Source organism: Halegenticoccus soli (assembly GCF_002844195.1).
GTDB lineage: Archaea > Halobacteriota > Halobacteria > Halobacteriales > Haloferacaceae > Halegenticoccus > Halegenticoccus soli.
On the sequence record NZ_PEND01000004.1, the window covers coordinates 386,722 to 404,888 of the forward strand.

Sequence of the window (18,167 nt, forward strand, 5' to 3'; positions counted from 1 at the left end):
CGTCAGCACTGCTCCTCCGTCGATCGGAATCGGAATCGGGCTCACTCCGGCTCACCCCCCGAATCGTCGGCTGTCCACGGTTCGATCCCCTGGTCGTACGCCGCCCGGGCGATCGCGTGGGCCGCGGTCGGGTTCGTCACGAACATGAACAGGAGGAGGAACACCGTCTTCACGGCGGTGATCTCGCCGCCGAAGGTGATCGCGACGGCTCCGAGCGTCAGCACCGCGCCGAGCGTGTCGCTCTTCGAGGCGGCGTGCGTGCGCGTGTACAGGTCCGGCAGCCGGATCACGCCCACCGCCGCGACGACGGCGAAGAACGTGCCGGCCGCGACGAGCAGCACGACGGCGATCTCCGCCGGCGTCATATGACGCCACCCCGCTCGACCGTGAACTTCGAGATCGCGATGCTCATGAGGAAGTTGAGGAGCGCGTACACGAGCGCCACGTCGAGGTACATCGGCTCGCCGAGCGCCGCGGCGACGAGCGCCAGGATGACGACGGTGTTCGACCCGATGACGTTCACCGCGATGACGCGGTCCTGCATCGTCGGCCCCCTGAGCACGCGGTAGAGGACGACCACCGCGAGCGCCGCGAAGGCGCTCGCCGCGCCCAGCAGGACGCCCGAGACGAGCGGCGACGGGGCGCTCACTGCTCACCACGCTCCCGGCTCGCGAGCCGCTCCTCGGGGCTCGGGATCCGCGCGGCGCGGCGGCCGTAGAAGACGAACCGGACCGCGCGCTCCAGCGCGCCGTCGAACAGGTCCTCCCGCGAGGAGCGCGTGAGGGCGTGGATGTAGAACTCCCGCTCGCTCACGTCGACCGTCAGCGTCCCCGGCGTGAGCGTGATGCTGTTCGCCAGCGTGGTCGCGGGCATGTCGCCCCAGACGGCCGCCTCGAAGCGTTCGAGGGACGGGTCGATCGGCAGCCGCGGGTGGAGGACGACGTACGCGATCGCGACGTTCGCCTTCGCGATCTCCCAGAGGAGGTACGGCACGTAGAGGGCCATCCGGGCCGCCTGCCCCGGCAACCGCCCGAGATCGGGCGGTCCTTTCAGCGAGATCTTCGCGAGGACGACCGTCACGATCCCGGCGCTCACCGCCCCGGTGAACAGTTCGAAGGCGTCGACGCTGAACCCGCCGAGCACCAGGTAGAACAGGTACGACGCGCCGAAGACGACGAGGTACTGCGAGAGGCTCTCGCGCCCGACGAGCGCCGCCCGCCTGGCGGGGCGCTCGACCGGGGCCTCCTCGACGTCGAGTCCCGTCTGCGACAGTTCGAACTCGAGGGGCCGGAGCATCGGGGCGTTCCCGCCCGGCTGGTACTCGGGATCGACGACGACGCGGTCGAGCCCGTGTTCCCTGGCGTAGTCGAAGAGGACGCGCGCGAAGTCGCTCGGACTGAACAGGTACTCCTCCGCGCCGACGATGGCGGTTTCGACCGCCACGTCCGCCTCGTCCGGTTCGACGTCCTCGCGCGCCCAGACCTCGACGCGTTCGAGGAGGTCGCCCGCCCGCTCGAACTTCTCCGCGCGAGTCGGTTCGACGCTCCGCCAGACGGCCGGGTACACGAAGTGGACCGTCGCAGAGACGCCGCGCTCGGTCGCGTCGTCCTGCGCCACCCTGACGGCGTAGGCGACGGTGTTGCGGAGCGTGGTGGACTCGCCGACCGGAACCAGGATCCTCGTGTGGTCCTCAGCCGCCATGGTCTCTCCACTCCGTTCGGCGGCCCGTCGTCGACACCGGATCGCTGATCGTTCGAAGTCCTTGCGTCATGCTGGCTAATCGTGTGAAACCAGTATCCGTCCACGCAAAACTATTTTTATATCAGGCGCGCCGTCGACGACCCCTCCGGACGGCGCGCCGACTCGGCCGGCGGAGGCGGAGTCGGCCGCCCGGCGCGGGGTTCAGACGCGACGCGCCTGCTCGCCTATTCGTCCACGTCGGCCGTTTCGTCCGCGTCCAGCGGTTCGTCCCTGTCGACCGGCTCGCCCGTCCTGACCGGCTCTGCCACGTCGAGTTCGCCCGTCAGCTCCAGGTACTCGGGCGACATCTCGAACCCCTCCCGTTCGAAGCGCTCCTTGACCGCCTGGAAGTACGCCGACCGGACGGACAGGTACTTCCGCCGGGTCGGGTTCTCGATCCAGAAACGGGAGGTGAGCCCGATGCCGGCCGCGGTGACGTCGTCCACCGTCACTTCGGGTTGCGGATCGGTGAGAATCCGGGGATTCCGCTCCGCCTCCTCGACGAGGACGCGCCGCATGGCGTCGATGTCGCCGCCGTACTCGACGCTGAACGCGTAGTCGATGCGGAGTGTGTCCTTGATCGCGTGGTTCGTGACGACGGTGTTGGCGAGCACCGAGTTCGGCACCGTGATGAGCTCGTTCCTGAACGTCCGAACGCGGGTCGCCCGGAAGCTGATGTCCTCGATGATGCCCTCGTTGTCCTCCCACTCGATCCAGTCGCCGAGGTTGAACATCGGGTCGGTGATGATGAACACGCCGCCGACGAGGTTGCCGATGATGTTCCGCGAGGCGAAGCCGACCGCGAGCGTCAGGGCGGCCGCGAGCCCGCCGGTCACGGACAGGAGCGTCTCCAGCCGGGCGAAGAAGAGCCCGGCGAAGAACGCGACGACGACGACGGCCACGCGGACGGTTTTCATCGTCGGCCGCCGGACCGTCGGCGTGATCCGCCGGCTCCGGAGCACGCGGTCGGCGAGGGGGACGGCGACGAGCCGACCGATCCCGTAGGTCACCGCGAACGTCGCGGCGAAGATCCCGAGCTGGACCAGGAATTCGGCGTAGTCGATCCGGCCGAGGGGATCGCTCAGCGGCGGCGACGGTTGCATCGGACGGACGCGTCCGAACTGACGACAATCCGGTTCCTGGGCGAGTCAGCGACGGTAGCGTCGATCACGGATCGGACTGCGGTCGGCGGGATGGTAGGCCTACCGGCCGACGCGCCGATTCAGTTCAGCTCGTCGGACAGTTCGGCGGCGACGCGGTCGCCGAGGGCGGCCTTGTCCCCGGTGAACTCGTCGACGCCGTCGGCGCGGACGACGAGCGCGCGCGTCTCGTCCGCGCCCATCACCGACGCGTCGTTGGCGACGACGAAGGAGAGGTCGGCGCGGTCCATGATGCGGCGCGCCTCCGACGCCATCGCGTCGTCGTCGCCGGAGGTCTCGGCCTTGAACCCGACGATCGGGAGGTCCGGGTGCGCCGCGCGGATCTCGTCTACGAGCTTCGGCGTCGGTTCGAGTTCGAGTGTCAGCGGCTCGCCGGAGCGGATCTTCGTCGCGGCGGGTTCGACGGTGAAATCGGAGATGGCGGCGGCGGAGACGAGCGCGTCGGCGTCCTCGCAGGCGTCCTCGCAGGCCGCGAGCATCTCCGCCGCGCTCTCGACGCGCTCGACCTCGGCGTAGTGAACGTCGGGCCCGTCGTGGACGAGCGTCACGTCCGCCCCGCGAACGTGACACGCGCGCGCGACGGCGCGCCCGGTCTTCCCGGACGCGCGGTTCGTCAGCGTCCGCACGGGGTCGATCCGCTCGCTCGTGGCCCCGGACGTGACGACGACGCGCTTTCCGGCGAGGGTCTGGTCGGCCGTCGCCCGGGCGACGGCCGTGACGACGGCCTCCTCGGAGGCGATCTTCGCCTTCCCCTCCTCGATCCGCGGCGGGACGAACTCGACGCCCCAGGATTCGACCCGCTCCACGGCGTCGAGGACGCCCGGGTGGTCGTACATGGGCTCGTGCATCGCGGGGGCGACGACGACCGGCAGGCCGGCCCCGAGGGCGGTCGTCGCGCAGGTCGTCACGGGCGTGTCGTCGACGGCGGCCGCGATCTTCCCCACCGTGTTCGCCGTCGCGGGGGCGACGAGCAGCACGTCGGCCCACCCCTCGCGGCCGCAGAGCTCGACGTGCTCCACGCGCCCGGTGAGCTCCGTGACGACCGGGTTCCCGGTGGCGAACTCGACGGCCCACGGGTGGACGATCCCCCGCGCGCTGCCGGTCATCACGCCGCGGACCGCCGCGCCCCGGCGGCGGAGCTCGTGGGCCAGTTCGACCACCTTCACGGCCGCGATGCTGCCCGACACCCCCAGCGCGACGTTCACTCCTTCGAGCATCAGTTCGGAGTGGGCGCGGCATCGGTTAAAAACTCGCGCCTCGATCGCGCCCGCCCGCCGAACCGCCGGACGCCTCCGAGAGGAACGCGCGGACGGCGTCGTCGAACGCGTCGGGGTTCTCCATGTTGGAGACGTGGCCCGCGCCGGGGATCACCGCCGTCGAGGCGTCGGGGACGAGACGCCGGATCACCTCCGCGTGTCGAAACGCGGCGTCGTCCTCGAACTCCCCGTTCACGACCAGCGTCGGAACCTCGATCGCGGTCAGGTCGACCGCGCGGAAGTCGTACACCGCCCCGAACACCTTGTTGTACTCGCGGGCGTCGAACCCCGACATCGTCTCCCTGACGTACGCGCGGACGCGCTCGTCGCGGCCGAACCAGTCCGCGCCGCGGGTCAGCGACGCGATCCCGAACGCGACGTCGACCCACCGCTCCGGGCCGAGCAGGCGGACCGCCGCGGCGGTCGCCCACTTCGGGAGGAGGAGCGACAGGACCGCATCGCGGCGCGTGAGCCGGGTCGAGACGGCCGTGTCCGCGAGGACGAGCGCGCCGATCCGATCGGCGTATCGGACCGCGTAGGTCTGCGCGATCATCCCGCCGAGCGAGAGCCCGCAGACGTACGGCCGGTCGAGATTCAGCGCGTCGACGAGCGCCTTCAGGTCGGCGGCGAGCAGCTCGACGGAGTACCGCTGGTCGGCCGAGCCGCCGGTCCTCCCGTGGCCCCGCACGTCGTAGGCGACGACGTCGTACTCGTCGGCGAGCGTCTCGACCTGCCGGGCCCACATCCGGTGGTCCGTCCAGGCCCCGTGGACGAGGACGAGCGGGTGCCCCCTCCCTCGGCGCTCGTAGTAGGTTTCGACGTCGTTGGTCCGGACTGTCGGCATTGAGCGGATCATTCGTCGGGGCGCGGCAAAGGCGCTTCTCTCGACGGCCCGCGGCTGTTCCCGACGACCTGCGGCCGATTTCCGACGGTCCGCGGCCGATCCTCCCAACGGTGCCACGCAAAAACGTATCAGGCAGGTATCGCACTCGGCGCAAGGTATAAGCCGAAGAGTCACACTCTCCCAAGTGTGAACTCCGCCGCCGCCGTCGCGGGAGCGCTCCGGACGACAGCGACGGCCACGACTTTTCCCAAAAAACGTCCGTGAACACCGCTCTGGGCGGGAGTGGCGACCCCGTTCCGGGCGACCGCCGACCGCGGAACCGCGGACGAACATCCACCGACGACGCAGACACCACGACACGGACGGCAGACTATGACGACAACAGGCACGACATTCGAAGGGGTGTACCCGGCGATGACCACGCCGTTCACCCCCGAGGGCGACATCGACTTCGAACAGCTGCGAACTGACGCGAGGCGGCTCGAGGCCGCGGGCGTCGACGGGCTCGTCCCCGTCGGCTCGACCGGCGAGAGCGCGACCCTGACCCACGACGAGCACGTCGAGGTCGTGGAGGCGGTCGCCGGCGCGGTCGAGGACGTCCCGGTCATCGCGGGCTCCGGGTCGAACTCCACCCGCGAGGCGCTGGAGCTCTCGCGGCGCTCCGCAGACGCGGGCGCCGACGGCCTCCTGCTCATCTCGCCGTACTACAACAAGCCCGAGCCGGCGGGGATGCTCGAACACTACCGGACGATCGCCGACGGGGTCGACCTCCCGCAGATCGTCTACAACGTCCCCTCGCGGACGGGGCGCAACATGGCGGTCGACACCGTCGTCGAGCTCGCGGAACACGAGAACGTCGCCGGGTACAAGGCCGCGAGCGGCGACCTCGGCCAGATCTCCGAGATCGTCGAGCGCACCCGAGAGCTCGAGTTCGACGTGCTCTCTGGTGACGACGGGTTGACGCTGCCCGTCCTCGCGGTGGGCGGCGTCGGGACGATCAGCGTCGTCGCCAACGTCGAGCCCGAGCGGGTGTGCGCGCTGGTCGGCGCGGCGCTGGAGGACGACTACGCGTTCGCCCGGCGGATCCACCACGAGCTCGGGCCGCTGACCCGCCACCTGTTCGTCGAGACGAACCCCATCCCGGTGAAGGAGGCCATGGAGATCCGGGGCTACGGCCCGGCGCGCCTCCGCCCGCCGCTGACCCGGCTGTCCGACGGGCACGTCGACCGCCTCCGGGAGCTTCTGGCCGAACTGGACGGCGAGGTCGAGACGGAACCGGACGAAGACGCCGACGAGACCGAACCGGACGGCGAGGACGGGGTCGAAGCGGCGGAAGTCGGGGCGGAGGTCGACCCGTGAGTTCGGCCCCGTCGTCGGCCGCATCCGGGACGATTCGGATCGCGGTCACGGGAGCCGGCGGGCGGATGGGCCGCGAGGTGATCCGCGCGGCGGGCGGCCGCGACGGCGTGACGGTCGCCCTCGCGGTCAACCGGAGCGACGTCGGCGCGGTCGAGGGCGTCGAGGTCGAGGACGCGACCGACCTGCCCGGCCTCCTCGCGGCGCGCGAGCCCGACGTCCTCGTGGACTTCACGGGTCCCGAGTCCAGCGTCGAGTACGTCGCCGCCTGCGCCGAGGCGGGCGTCCCGGTCGTCGTCGGGACCACCGGCTTCGACGACGCCGGGGCGGCGGCGCTGCGCGACGCGAGCGAGGACATCCCGGTGCTCGTGGCGGCGAACTTCGCCCGCGGCGTGGCGGCGCTCCGCCGGGCGGTCCGCGAGGCCGTGGCGGCGCTGCCGGGGTACGACATCGAACTGACGGAGACGCACCACAACGGCAAGCGCGACGCGCCCAGCGGGACCGCGAAGTCCATCCTCGACGACGTGGTCGAGGCGCGCGAGAGCGCGGCGGCCCGCGAGCGGGCGGGAGACCGCGACGACGACGCCGCGGGCGTCGTCCACGGCCGGGAGGGCGAACAGCCGCGACGGCGGGGCGAGATCGGCGTTCACGCCCGGCGGGCGGGCGACGTCACCGGCGAGCACGAGGTGCTCCTCGCCGGCAACCACGAGCTGCTCTCGCTCACGCACCGCGCGGAGTCGCGGGGCGTCTTCGCGGAGGGGGCGCTCGACGCGGCGGCGTGGGTGGCCGGCCGCGAGGCCGGTCGGTACGACTTCTTCGACGTGATCGGTGATTCGACATGAGCTTGCGATCGGACGTAGACGACCTGTGGCAACGGCGCGAAAACGGCGAGATCGACGCGGAGACGGCCGGATCGGACGCGCTCTCGACGCTCGAAGAGTTCCTCACCGCGCTCGAAACGGGCGAGGTCCGGGCCGCCGAGAACGTCGGCGGCACCGGCCCGGGCGCGTGGACGGTCAACGAGTGGGTGAAGCGGGGCATCCTGCTCAACTTCAGCCTCCGGGAGATCCGGCCGCGGACCTACGGCGGCGTCGCCTACCACGACGTGCTCGCGCTCCGCGACACGTCGGACCTCCCCGCCCGCGGCACGCGCAACACGCCCGACGGGACCACCATCCGCCGGGGGGCGTACCTCGGCGAGAACTGCATCATGATGAGCCCCTCGTTCGTCAACATCGGCGCGCACGTCGGCGACGGGACGCTCGTCGACTCCTGCGACACCGTCGGCTCCTGCGCGCAGATCGGCCGGAACGTCAAGCTCGGCGCGAACACGCTGATCGGCGGCGTGCTCGAACCCGTCGAGAGCAACCCGGTCGTCGTCGAGGACGGCGTCTCCCTCGGCGCGGGGTGTCGGGTCACGTCCGGGTTCGTCGTCGGCGAGAACTCCATCGTCGGGGAGAACACGCTCCTGACCCCGCGGATCCCCGTCTACGACCTCGTCGAGGACGAGGTGATCTACGGTCACCTCCCCGCGGAGCGCCGAGCGTTCACCCGGTTCGTCGAGTCGTCGCTCGGCGACCACGAGCTGTTCGCCGGCGGCGCGTACAAGCCCGCCGTCGTCGCGCTCGACGTGGAGGAGGACACCATCGACGCCACCCGCAGGGAGGAGGCCCTGCGCGAGTGACCGGCGCGCGGCGCGAAAACGGGAACGAGAACACGAGATGACCGACGACAACCCGCCGATCCGACGGCTGGCCGACTGGGACGCCGAGACGCTTCTCGGCCTCGCCGACGAGTACGACACCCCCCTCTACGCGATCGACCTCGACCGGGTCCGCGAGAACTGCGAGCGCCTGCGGGCGGCGTTCCCCGACGCCGAGGTCCGGTACGCCGCGAAGGCCCACACCGGCCGGGCGGTGCTCGAAACCGTCCGCGACGCGGGCGTCGACGTCGAGTGCGCCTCGGCCGGCGAGGTGATGCGCGCGCTCGACGCCGGCTTCCCCGGGGACCGGATCCAGTACACCGCCGTGAATCCGCCGGCGCGCGACCTCGATTACGTCGTCGATCGCTGGCGCGAGCACCCCGACCTGACGGTGACGGCGGGGGCGACGGACACGATCGACCGCCTCCGCGAGCGCGGCTTCGACGGGCGGCTCTGCGTCCGCGTGAACCCGGGCGTCGGCGCGGGCCACCACGAGAAGGTGCGGACCGGCGCGAACGCGAAGTTCGGCGTCCCCTACGACCGCGCGGCGGAGACGGTCGAGAGCGCCCGCGCCGACTTCGACCTGGTCGGCATCCACGCCCACGCGGGCAGCGGCATCTCCGGCGACGACCTGGCGAACCACCGCGAACTCGTCAGGCGGATGGGCGACCTGGCCCGCGCGGTCGAACCGCTGGAGTTCGTCGACGTGGGCGGGGGCTTCGGCGTCCCGTACCGCGAGGACGAGCCGCCGCTGGACCTCGATGCGGTCGCGGCGGCCACGAGGAACGCGCTGGGCGACGTCGACGCGACGCTCGCCGTCGAACCCGGCCGGTACGTCGTCGCGGACGCGGGCGTCCTCCTGACGCGGGTGAACACGGTCAAGGAGGCCGGCGGCGCGACCGTCGTCGGCGTCGACGCGGGCATGACGACGCTGCTGCGGCCCGCGATGTACGACGCGTATCACGCGATCAGGAACGTCACGGATCCTAACGGACCGGCAATTCCTGTCACCGTCGCGGGGCCTATTTGTGAAAGCGCGGATGTGTTATGCGAAGACAGACCACTGCCCCGCCCCGCGCGCGGCCACGTCCTCGCCGTGGGGAACGCCGGCGCGTACGGGTACGAGATGGCGAGCACCTACAACTCCAGACCGCGGCCGGCCGAGGTCGCGATCGCCGGCGGGACCGCCGAACTCGTCCGGGGGCGCGAACGACTGACCGACCTGACCGCGCTCGAAACCGAGCACCACCGAACCGAACCGACCGACGAAAACGGAACCGAACCATGAGCCTACGACACGACAGCCACGTACCGTTCGAAAAGTACCACGGAACCGGAAACGACTTCATCGTCGTCGACGCCGACGCCTACGTCCCGACCCGGAGCGCGTTCGCGACGACCTACTGCGACCGCACCACCGGCGTCGGGGCGGCGGACGCCCCCGGCGTCGAACTGGACGCCGCCCCCGGGGAGGACGCGCGCGTCGGGGCCGACGGCACCCTCTTTCTGGCGCTGGAGGGGCAGTACTCCCCGCCGCGCGTCATCATGACCCTCGTCCAGCCCGACGGCTCGACCGCCGCGATGTGCGGCAACGGGGCCCGCTGCGCGGCCGCCTGGGCCGCGGGGCGAACCAACCGCCGCGAGGTGATGGTGGACACGCAGGCCGGCACCCGGTACGCGCGCGTCCACGACGACGGCGACGTCACCATCGAGATGGGCGTCCCCTCGTTCGACCCGCGCGACGTGCCCCTCGCGCGCGACGAGCCGCTCGTCGAGGAGACCGTCGAGGGCGTCGAGGTGACGGCCGTCGACACCGGCGTCCCCCACGCCGTCGCCTTCGTGGACGACGTGGACGCGGTCGACCTGGAGGCCGTCGCCCCCGCCGTTCGCGGCGCCGACGCCTTCCCCCGCGGCGCGAACGTGACGTTCGCCTCCCCCGACGGCGACGGCGGGTTCGACCAGCGGACCTTCGAACGCGGCGTCGAGGGCGAGACGCTCTCGTGCGGCACCGGCGCGGTCGCCGTCGTCGCGGCCGCAAAGCGCCTCGGTCGCCACGAGGGCGACGGCCCGGTCACGGTCAGCCCGCCCGGCGGCGACCTCGAAATCACCGTCCCCGACCGCGGGGCCGCGACGCTCCGCGGTCCGGTAGTACGCGAGTACGCCGGCGAGCTCCGCCGTCGCCCGCCGAAGCGGGCGTAACCTCGGACACCTCCCGTGTCCTTCGATCCGATCGCGTTCCTGGAGTCCGCCGTCCGGATCGCCTCCCACGAGGAGGTCGGGCAGATGCGCGACTTCCTCGTCGGCACCCTCGCGGACCACGGCGTCGAGGCCGACGTCGACCGCGCCGGAAACGTCGTCGCGAGCAGGGGCTCCGGGTCGCCGCACCTCGTTTTGAACACCCACATCGACACCGTCCCCCCGCACGTCCCCTACGAGCGCGAACCGGGCGTGATCCGCGGCCGCGGCTCCTGCGACGCGAAGGGACCGCTCGCGGCGCTGCTCGCGGCGTTCCTCGCTGTCGATCCGAGGGAGGACGGGGAGGGCGGACGGATCTCCCTCGCCGTCACGCCCGACGAGGAGCGCCTCTCGACCGGCGCCGCCGCCCTCACCGGGAGCGCCGGCGACTCCCCGTTCGCGTCCCTCGTCCGGGGCGGCGACGCCTTCGTCGTCGGCGAGCCCACCGGCCTCGACGTGTGTAACGCCGCCAAGGGGCGGTTCGAGGGGACGATCCGCCTCTCGGGGTCGAACGCGCACGCGGCGGAGCCGGACTCCGGCGCGAACGCCGTCGCCGCCGCCGAGCGCGCGCTCTCGGCGCTGCGAACGTTCGACGCGGACCGCGAGCCCCACCCGTCGCTCGGCCCGGCCACGCTCACCCCGACCGTGATCGAGGGGGGCGAGGCGACGAATCAGGTGCCGGCCGAGTGCCGCATCGTCGTCGACCGTCGGAGCGTCCCGCCCGAGACGGCCGAGGGATTCCGGGAGGCGCTGGGGGGGCACCTCCGCGAGGCCGTCCCCGCCGAAATCGGCGTCGAGTTCCGCCTCGCGGAGCGCGAGACGCCCTTCCTGGAGGCGTTCACCACGCCCGAGGGCGACCCGCTGGTCCGGACGCTGGCCGACGCCGCGGCGCGGGCGAGCGACGGCGCGGGCGGCGGCGTGCGCCCCTTCACCGCCGCGACCGAGGCGTCGTACTTCGCCCCCGCGCCGACCGTCGTCTTCGGGCCCGGAGCGCTCGCGGACGACGCGGGCGCGGTGGCCCACTCGGACCGCGAGTACGTGAACACGGACGAGGTTCGGGCGGCGGCCGAGGCGGTCGAGACGACGCTCCGGGCGACGCTCGCCGACGGCTGAAACAGCCGGAATCGGCCTCTCGGACTGTCTGCGCCGGCCATATCGCCGGCGACCGGCCGACGCATGATTTATAGTTTCGAAGGATTCTCTAACGATCATGCATATCGATTCCACGGTCGCGCTCCAGGCGATGCCGTCCGGCGGGCGGGACGGGGCGGCCGACGGAGTCGTTCTCGTCCCGGTCTTCGGCGAGGGGGCGATGACGAACGGCAGGGAGCTCTCGTACGCGCTGGCGACGGAAGGCGACGCCGAGTTGCTGTTCCTGCACCCGGTGACCGTTCCGGCCCCCGTCGAGCCGTCGGGCGACGTGCAGGCCGACCACGGAGAGGTCGCGGAGCTCGCCTGGCGCGCCCGGAACGACGCCGGGATCGACGCGTCCGGGACGGTTCGCGTCGGCCGCGACCCCGTTCGCACGGTGCTCGACGAGGTCGATCGGGCCGGGATCGAGACCCTCGTGCTCCAGGAGTCGATCGACCGGGGGCTGCTCGAGGGCGTCCGCCTGACCACCGTCGAGCAGATCACCGTCCACGCCGACGCGGACGTCGTCGTGACGAACGGGCAGGGGAGCCTCGGCGCCGTGTCGTCGGTCCTCGTTCCGGTGGCGGGGGGGCCGCACTCGGGGTTCGCCGTCGAGGTCGCCGGCGCCCTCGCGCGGTACAAGCGGGCCTGGATCGACCTCCTCCACGTCGTTCCGCCCGAGGCGGACGACGAGTGCCGACGCGAGGCGGAGGCGCGTTTCGACGCCGCCCGCGAGCGCCTCGGCGACTTCGAGCGGGTCGACTCCTGGACGCTCGAAGCCGACGACGTCGCGGAGGCGATCATCGAACAGTCCGAGTACTACGACGCGACGGTGCTCGGAGCGCCGACGAAGAGCCGCCTCCGGCAGCTCGTGTTCGGCTCGACGACTGACGCGGTCAGGCGCGACGCGACCACGCCGGTCGTCGTCGCCCGGCGGAACACCGACGAGTCCCTTCTCGACCGCTGGCTGCTCGCCGAAGGGTAACCGCCGCAGAGCGGGGTACGGACCCGCTCTCGGGATTCCGTCCGGGACGACTACCAGTCAACTACTTAACCTTTCGGCCGCGAGGGGGAGGTGATGTCCGACGACTCCTCCGAGGCGAACGGGTGCCCGAAGTGCGGCCACGACGAAGTCGACGTGGGGCAGATTTCGACCACGGGCGGCGGCCTGAGCAAGATGTTCGACATCCAGACGAACAACTTCCAGGTGGTCTCGTGTACGAACTGCGGCTACTCCGAACTGTACCGCGACGTGCGGGACCGCGGCGCGGACCTGGCCGATATCTTCTTCGGGTAGTCCGTCCCGCACGCCGCGTGTCTCCGGTCGGAGCGGGCGACGTTACCCCGTCCGAGAACGATCGGCAGTCGTCCCGCCGGTCGGCTTACCGCCGCGCGTGCGCCGTCCCGGCTTCGTCCGCCGAGGGCCTCCGCTCGGGTTCGTCGCCGGTGCCGCGCAGCAGCAGCACGAGCCCGAACGCGAGCGGCGAGAGGAGCGCGGCGACGAACCCGCCGCCGACCAGCTCCGCGCCGGAGACGCCCGCGAGTCCGCCGCCCCCGCCGTCGCCGCCGGCCGCCGCGGGCGCGTCGCCGACGAGCACCGCGCCTTTCATCACCATCGCCTCGTGCGGCGCGCAGGCGTACTTGAAGACCCCCGACGCGTCGAACCGGTGCTCGAACGTGAACCCGGCCTCGCCGACGAGCTCGCTCCCGAACGACCCGTCCTCGGCGGCGACGTTGTGGACGCCGCCCTCGCCGGTCCACTCCCAGACGACCGTCGTTCCGGGGTCGACCTGAACGGCCGCGGGGCCGAAGCCGAACGCCCCGCCGTTGCCCTGCGCGCCGACCTCGACGGTGACCGACTCCTCCCCTCGCTTGTCGACGACGCCGTCGTAGTTGTCGACGTCGTCGAACCAGCCGCCGAAATCCGGTTCGGACTGCGCGGCGACCGTTCCGACGCCGCCGCCCGACGCGCCGACGGCGCTGGCGGCCAGCGCGCCGCCCGTCGCCCGCAGGACCGACCGCCGGGAGAGTGCGCGTTCGGCGGTCATCCCTCGTACCCCGCGTAGTCCATCAGGCTCCGGAAGATGTCGGTGTCCATCGCGTCGGTGTAGACGATGCCGGTCAGCATGCCGCCGGGGTAGGAGTTCCCGTTCCGGACGTGGTCCACCTTGTGACAGTGCATGAGGTAGATGCCGGGGTCGGCGTCGGCCTCGAGCTCGACGGTGTACCGCTCTGCCGGCGCGATGTTGAGCACGTCCCGTTCGAACCGCAGCGCCTCGGACATCCGGCTGCCGTCCTTCTCGACGACGCGGAAACGGTGGTTGTGGGTGTGCATGGGGTGGGCCATGAACCCGCCGTTGACGAAGTGGATCCGGACGGTGTCCCCGCGGTCGACGACGATGGGCGAGCCGTCCTCGGGGTGGAGCGTCCGCGGCGCGCTCTTGCCGTTGATGGTGAACGCGTCGGGCCGGCGGTTCGTGATGTCGTAGCTCACGTCCTCCCCGCCGTACTGCCGCGACAGGCGGCTGTCCCACTCCTTGATCGTCATGAAGTACTCCTTGTCGGCGGGCTCGTACCCCTCGGGGTCGACCCGGAGGATCCCGTACATCCCCATCTCCATGTGCATGGGTGTCTGGTAGTGGCAGTGGTACAGGTGGGTCCCCGGGACGTTCGCCGGGATGGTGTAGGTGTGCTTCTCGCCGGGGTTCACGGTGATCCCCGTCGTCGTGGGCACGCCGTCGTTCTCCCACGTCTTGCGCACGCCGTGGAAGTGCAGCGTGTGGGGGTGGGCGCTGTCGGTGTTGTCGAGGGTGATCTTCAGGTCGCTCCCCTCGGTGGTCCGCAGAACGGGTCCGGGGACGCTCGCCGGCCCGTCGTCGGCCTGGAACGCCCAGACCTGCGGAAACGCGACCGGGCCGCCCATCTCCTTCCCGGGGTGGACCTCGTGGCGCGCGGGCACGGAGCGGAGCGTCACCTCGTGTCCGCGCTCGTCCAGATCGACGACCTCCGGCGGCGACGTCAGCGGGAGCTTCTCCTCCGCCTTCTGCTTCGCCGCCGCGCCGGGAGCCGAACCCACGTCGGCCGTGGGGGCCTGCGCGCAGCCTGCGACCGCGACTGCGCCGGTCGCGCCGGTCGCCGCCAGAAATTCGCGCCGCGAGATGCCGGTGCCGGGTGCGCCGATTCGATCACGGGTCATATCTGCAGGTGGGGACGGAAATCCGATATAACGGTGGAGTGGTTCTCTAACGGCGGGAACCGGGCGCTCCGTCCTTTCGGCTTCTCCCGCCGGCGGCATATACCGATTAGCCGATTCCCAGTCGGTGGGAATCGGGGACGCGACGGGGACGGAGAGGACGACGGAGGCGGAAACGGTGACGGGGACGGAGAGGACGGCGGTGACGGAGACGACGGGAAGAAGACGGGCGGCGATGGATCGAACTCGACCGCGCCCCGTCGCGCCGCCCGTCCCGTGTACTCCGCGCCGTCCCGGTCGCTCGGCGGTCCCGTTCGTCTATGCCCCGTTCGGTTCGTCGGTCTCGTCGGCCCCGCCGGTCTTCGCACCCCCGTCGCCCTCGTCGGCGGCCTCCCCGTCCAGTTCGTCGACCAGTTCCGAGGCGAGGCCGGTGTACCCCGCGGGGGTCAGGGCCCGAAGCTCCGCGCGGACGCCCTCGTCGACGTCGAGGTCGGAAAAGAGGTCGCGGAAGTCCTCGATCGTCACCCGCCGGCCCCGCGTCAGCTCCTTCACGCGCTCGTACGCGTCGGCGTCCCCCTCGCGGCGGAGGATCGTCTGGACGGCCTCGCCGACGATCTCGGGCGTCGCCTCCAGTTCCTCGCGCATCACCCGCTCGTTCGGAACGACCTTCCCCAGCCCGGCTTCGGTCTTGCCGTACCCGATGAGGCAGTGACCCAGCGCCGTCCCGATGTTGCGCTTCACGGTCGAATCGGAGAGGTCGCGCTGGAGCCGCGAGGTGGTGACGTAGTCGGCGAGGAAGGTCAGGTCCGCGTTCGCCTTCGAGAGGTTCCCCTCGCTGTTCTCGAAGTCGATGGGGTTGACCTTGTGCGGCATGGTCGACGAGCCGGTTTCGCCCTCGACCGCCCGCTGGCGGAGGTACCGATCCGAAACGTAGAGCCACGCGTCCCGGTCGAGGTCGAGCAGGACGTTGTTCACCCCGCGAAGCGCGTCGAAGAGCTCGGCGAGGTCGTCGCAGGGGTTCACCTGCGTCGCCAGCGGGGCGTGTTCCAGCCCGAGGCTCTCCACGAACTGTCGGGAGAACGCGCGCCAGTCCACGTCCGGGTAGGCCGCGACGTGGGCGGCGTAGGTTCCGGACGCCCCCGCGAGCTTCCCGGCGAGGCCGGCGGTGGCCCTCCGGACCCGTCCCTCGGCCCGGGCGAGCCGGGCGGCGTAGACGGCCATCTCCTTGCCGAACGTCGTCGGGGTCGCGGGCTGGCCGTGCGTCCGCGCGAGCATCGGCGTATCGCGGTGCTCCCGGGCGAGCCCCGCGAGTTCGTCGCGAACGTCGGCCAGCGCGGGCAGCAGCACCTCCTCGACGGCCGGCTTGACGAGCAGCCGCCACGCGAGGTTGTTCACGTCCTCGCTCGTCAGCCCGAAGTGGATCCACGGGTGGACCGACTCGGGCGTCTCCGTCCGGACGAAGTACTCGACGGCCTTCACGTCGTGGTTCGTCGCCGAGTAGCCCGCCGCGCCCTCCGTCTCCAGGCGCTTTATCAGCCGGGCGTCGTCCGCGTCGAACTCCTCGTACAGCGCGCGGAGCTCGGCGCGCTCCCCTTCGCCGAACGACAGTGGCGTCGCGTCCAGGTCCGCGAGCGCGAGCAGGTACTCGGCCTCGACGCGGACGCGGGCGCGCATGAGCGCCGACTCGCTGACGTAAGGCGAAAGCGGGGCGGTCCGCCGCGCGTACCGCCCGTCGAGCGGCGACACCGCGGCGAGCGGGTCGCTCCGGGACAGGTCTGACATGGTTCACCCTGCCCGCGGCGTCCGCAAAAGCGTGTCGGTGCGGTGTGCCACTTCCGTGTATATGTCCGCGGACGAGATCGCCGAATACGCCAGAAATAATGCACGCATCTGCACATCCGCGTCGCGGTAACCGCAACTGTTTTTCCCCCGGCGGGGGCTGTATCGACCATGCTCAAGATCGCCGGCCTGGCGAGCAACCGCGGACGGAACCTGCTGCACATCGCAGATCGCGCCCCCGGCGGGGCCGAACTGGCCGTCGTCCTCTCGAACCGGGAGGGCGCGCCGGTGCTCGACGCCGCCTCCGAGCGCGGCATCCCGACGGAGGTCGTGACGCTCGGCGACGACGAGTCGCGGGAGTCCCACGAGCGCCGGATCCTCGACCGCCTCGACGGCTACGACTTCGACCTCGTCTGCCTCGACGGCTACATGCGGATCCTCACGGCGGAGTTCGTCGAGAACGCGCCGACGACGCTGAACGTCCACCCGTCGCTCCTGCCCGCGTTCCCCGGGACGGACGCCCACGAGCAGGTGCTCGACGCCGGCGTCCGAACGACCGGCTGTACCGTCCACGTCGTGACCGAGGAGGTCGACGCCGGCCCGATCGTCACGCAGGAGGCCGTGCCCGTCTACGAGGACGACGACGCCGAGAGCCTCAAGCGCCGCGTCCTCCACGAGGCCGAGTTCGCGGCGTACCCGCGGGCCGTTCGCTGGTTCGCCGAGGACCGGGTCGCTGTCGAGGACGGACGCGCGACCGTCGAGGGCGACGAGGGCGGCGACTTCCCCGAACGGCGGCTGCTCTCGGACGAGCGCCGGGCGACGCTGCGCTACGGCGAGAACCCGCACCAGGACGCCGCGCTCTACGTCGACGACGGCTGCGAGGAGGCGAGCGTCGTCCACGCGGACCAGCTCAACGAGGGCGCGAAGGCGCTGTCGTACAACAACTACAACGACGCCGACGGCGCGCTCGACCTGATAAAGGAGTTCGACGAGCCCGCGGCGGCGGTGATAAAGCACGCGAACCCGGCGGGCTGCGCCGCGGCGGACGCGCTCGCGGAGGCGTACGAGCGCGCGCTCGCCACGGATCCGATGAGCGCCTTCGGCGGCATCGTGGCGCTGAACCGCGAGTGCGACGCCGAGACGGCGGAGCGGATCGTCGACTCGTTCAAGGAGGTCGTGGTCGCGCCCGGCTACACGGACGCGGCGCTGGACGTGCTTCGGGAGAAGAAGAACCTGCGCGTGCTCGACGTGGGCGAGTTCGGCGGCTCGACCGAGCGGTTCACCGAGAAGCCGCTCGTCGGCGGCCGGCTCGTCCAGGAGCGCGACCGCTGGACGCCGACCCGCGACGATCTAGAGGTCGTCACTGAGCGCGCCCCGACCGACGAGGAGGTCGAGACGATGCTGTTCGCGTGGAAGGTCCTGAAGCACGTCAAGTCGAACGGCATCCTCTTCGCGAAGGGAACGGAGACGGTCGGCGTCGGCATGGGGCAGGTCAGCCGCGTCGACGCCGTTCGCCTGGCGGCGATGAAGGCCGACGAGCACGCGGAGGGAAAGTCGGCCGAGGGCGCCGTGATGGCCTCGGACGCCTTCTTCCCGTTCCCGGACGGCATCGAGGAGGCGGCGACGGCAGGGATCTCGGCCGTCGTCCAGCCCGGCGGCTCTGTCAACGACGAGGACGTGATCGAGGCCGCCGACGAGCGCGGAATGTCGATGGCGTTCACCGGACGGCGGTGCTTTAGACACGACTGAAAGGATGTCTAACGCTCGCGGC

Annotated in this window: 17 protein-coding genes and 1 pseudogene; 9 read left to right on the top strand and 9 right to left on the bottom strand. The window is 71.5% G+C overall.

The genetic code is table 11. The features are described 5' to 3' along the window. Positions 1-41 precede the first annotated feature (41 nt). From mnhG to CNO20_RS13235, 6 genes are all read right to left on the bottom strand, one after another. The gene (gene mnhG / locus CNO20_RS13210) at positions 42-365 is read right to left on the bottom strand and encodes a monovalent cation/H(+) antiporter subunit G (protein ID WP_101296584.1); all 324 of its coding nucleotides are present in this window, start codon (positions 363-365) and stop codon (positions 42-44) included. Next, the gene (locus CNO20_RS13215; protein WP_101296585.1) at positions 362-649 is read right to left on the bottom strand and encodes a cation:proton antiporter; all 288 of its coding nucleotides are present in this window, start codon (positions 647-649) and stop codon (positions 362-364) included. The genes mnhG and CNO20_RS13215 overlap by 4 nt, the downstream gene beginning before the upstream one ends. After that, positions 646-1,701, bottom strand: a complete 1,056-nt coding sequence (locus tag CNO20_RS13220; protein WP_101296586.1) for a monovalent cation/H+ antiporter subunit E — start codon at positions 1,699-1,701, stop codon at positions 646-648. Before CNO20_RS13220 ends, CNO20_RS13215 begins: the two co-directional genes overlap by 4 nt. A gap of 224 nt (positions 1,702-1,925) precedes the next feature. Then, positions 1,926-2,843: a mechanosensitive ion channel family protein gene (locus CNO20_RS13225; protein WP_101296587.1), complete on the bottom strand. Its 918-nt coding sequence runs from the start codon at positions 2,841-2,843 to the stop codon at positions 1,926-1,928. A gap of 119 nt (positions 2,844-2,962) precedes the next feature. Beyond that, the gene (coaBC, locus tag CNO20_RS13230) at positions 2,963-4,117 is read right to left on the bottom strand and encodes a bifunctional phosphopantothenoylcysteine decarboxylase/phosphopantothenate--cysteine ligase CoaBC (RefSeq protein ID WP_101296588.1); all 1,155 of its coding nucleotides are present in this window, start codon (positions 4,115-4,117) and stop codon (positions 2,963-2,965) included. A 25-nt stretch (positions 4,118-4,142) separates the two neighbouring features. Further along, complete coding sequence (locus CNO20_RS13235; protein ID WP_101296589.1) at positions 4,143-5,000, bottom strand: alpha/beta fold hydrolase; 858 nt, start codon at positions 4,998-5,000, stop codon at positions 4,143-4,145. A 372-nt stretch (positions 5,001-5,372) separates the two neighbouring features. Here CNO20_RS13235 and dapA point away from each other — a divergent pair, with 372 nt between their 5' ends. From dapA to CNO20_RS13275, 8 genes are all read left to right on the top strand, one after another. Then, complete coding sequence (dapA, locus tag CNO20_RS13240; protein ID WP_101296590.1) at positions 5,373-6,359, top strand: 4-hydroxy-tetrahydrodipicolinate synthase; 987 nt, start codon at positions 5,373-5,375, stop codon at positions 6,357-6,359. A 65-nt stretch (positions 6,360-6,424) separates the two neighbouring features. Beyond that, positions 6,425-7,198, top strand: a complete 774-nt coding sequence (dapB, locus tag CNO20_RS13245) for a 4-hydroxy-tetrahydrodipicolinate reductase (protein ID WP_101296591.1) — start codon at positions 6,425-6,427, stop codon at positions 7,196-7,198. After that, entirely contained in the window at positions 7,195-8,040 is an 846-nt protein-coding gene (locus tag CNO20_RS13250) for a 2,3,4,5-tetrahydropyridine-2,6-dicarboxylate N-succinyltransferase (RefSeq protein WP_101296592.1), read from the top strand. Before dapB ends, CNO20_RS13250 begins: the two co-directional genes overlap by 4 nt. A 37-nt stretch (positions 8,041-8,077) precedes the next feature. After that, entirely contained in the window at positions 8,078-9,346 is a 1,269-nt protein-coding gene (gene lysA / locus CNO20_RS13255) for a diaminopimelate decarboxylase (protein ID WP_101296593.1), read from the top strand. After that, positions 9,343-10,257, top strand: coding sequence for a diaminopimelate epimerase (gene dapF, locus CNO20_RS13260; protein WP_101296594.1), 915 nt, complete (start codon positions 9,343-9,345; stop codon positions 10,255-10,257). The genes lysA and dapF overlap by 4 nt, the downstream gene beginning before the upstream one ends. A gap of 15 nt (positions 10,258-10,272) precedes the next feature. Then, on the top strand, positions 10,273-11,406 hold the full coding sequence (locus tag CNO20_RS13265; protein ID WP_101296595.1) for a M20/M25/M40 family metallo-hydrolase: 1,134 nt from the start codon (positions 10,273-10,275) through the stop codon (positions 11,404-11,406). Positions 11,407-11,503: 97 nt separating this feature from the next. After that, a complete protein-coding gene (locus CNO20_RS13270) occupies positions 11,504-12,409 on the top strand; it encodes a universal stress protein (protein ID WP_101296596.1) in 906 nt (301 codons plus the stop codon). A gap of 93 nt (positions 12,410-12,502) precedes the next feature. After that, positions 12,503-12,721, top strand: a complete 219-nt coding sequence (locus tag CNO20_RS13275) for a zinc ribbon domain-containing protein (protein WP_101296597.1) — start codon at positions 12,503-12,505, stop codon at positions 12,719-12,721. 85 nt (positions 12,722-12,806) lie between these two features. Here the strand turns inward: CNO20_RS13275 and CNO20_RS13280 are convergent, their stop codons facing one another. The 3 genes and pseudogenes from CNO20_RS13280 to purB form a co-directional block, all read right to left on the bottom strand. Beyond that, positions 12,807-13,472, bottom strand: a complete 666-nt coding sequence (locus CNO20_RS13280; protein ID WP_101296598.1) for a halocyanin domain-containing protein — start codon at positions 13,470-13,472, stop codon at positions 12,807-12,809. After that, positions 13,469-14,620 (bottom strand): multicopper oxidase domain-containing protein, encoded by a 1,152-nt coding sequence (locus CNO20_RS13285; protein ID WP_101296599.1) that lies wholly within the window; start codon positions 14,618-14,620, stop codon positions 13,469-13,471. Before CNO20_RS13285 ends, CNO20_RS13280 begins: the two co-directional genes overlap by 4 nt. A 393-nt stretch (positions 14,621-15,013) precedes the next feature. After that, positions 15,014-16,399: pseudogene (purB, locus tag CNO20_RS13290) on the bottom strand (adenylosuccinate lyase); the annotation flags it as partial. A gap of 168 nt (positions 16,400-16,567) precedes the next feature. Here purB and purH point away from each other — a divergent pair. Beyond that, positions 16,568-18,145, top strand: coding sequence for a bifunctional phosphoribosylaminoimidazolecarboxamide formyltransferase/IMP cyclohydrolase (purH, locus tag CNO20_RS13295; protein WP_101296601.1), 1,578 nt, complete (start codon positions 16,568-16,570; stop codon positions 18,143-18,145). Positions 18,146-18,167 lie beyond the last annotated feature (22 nt).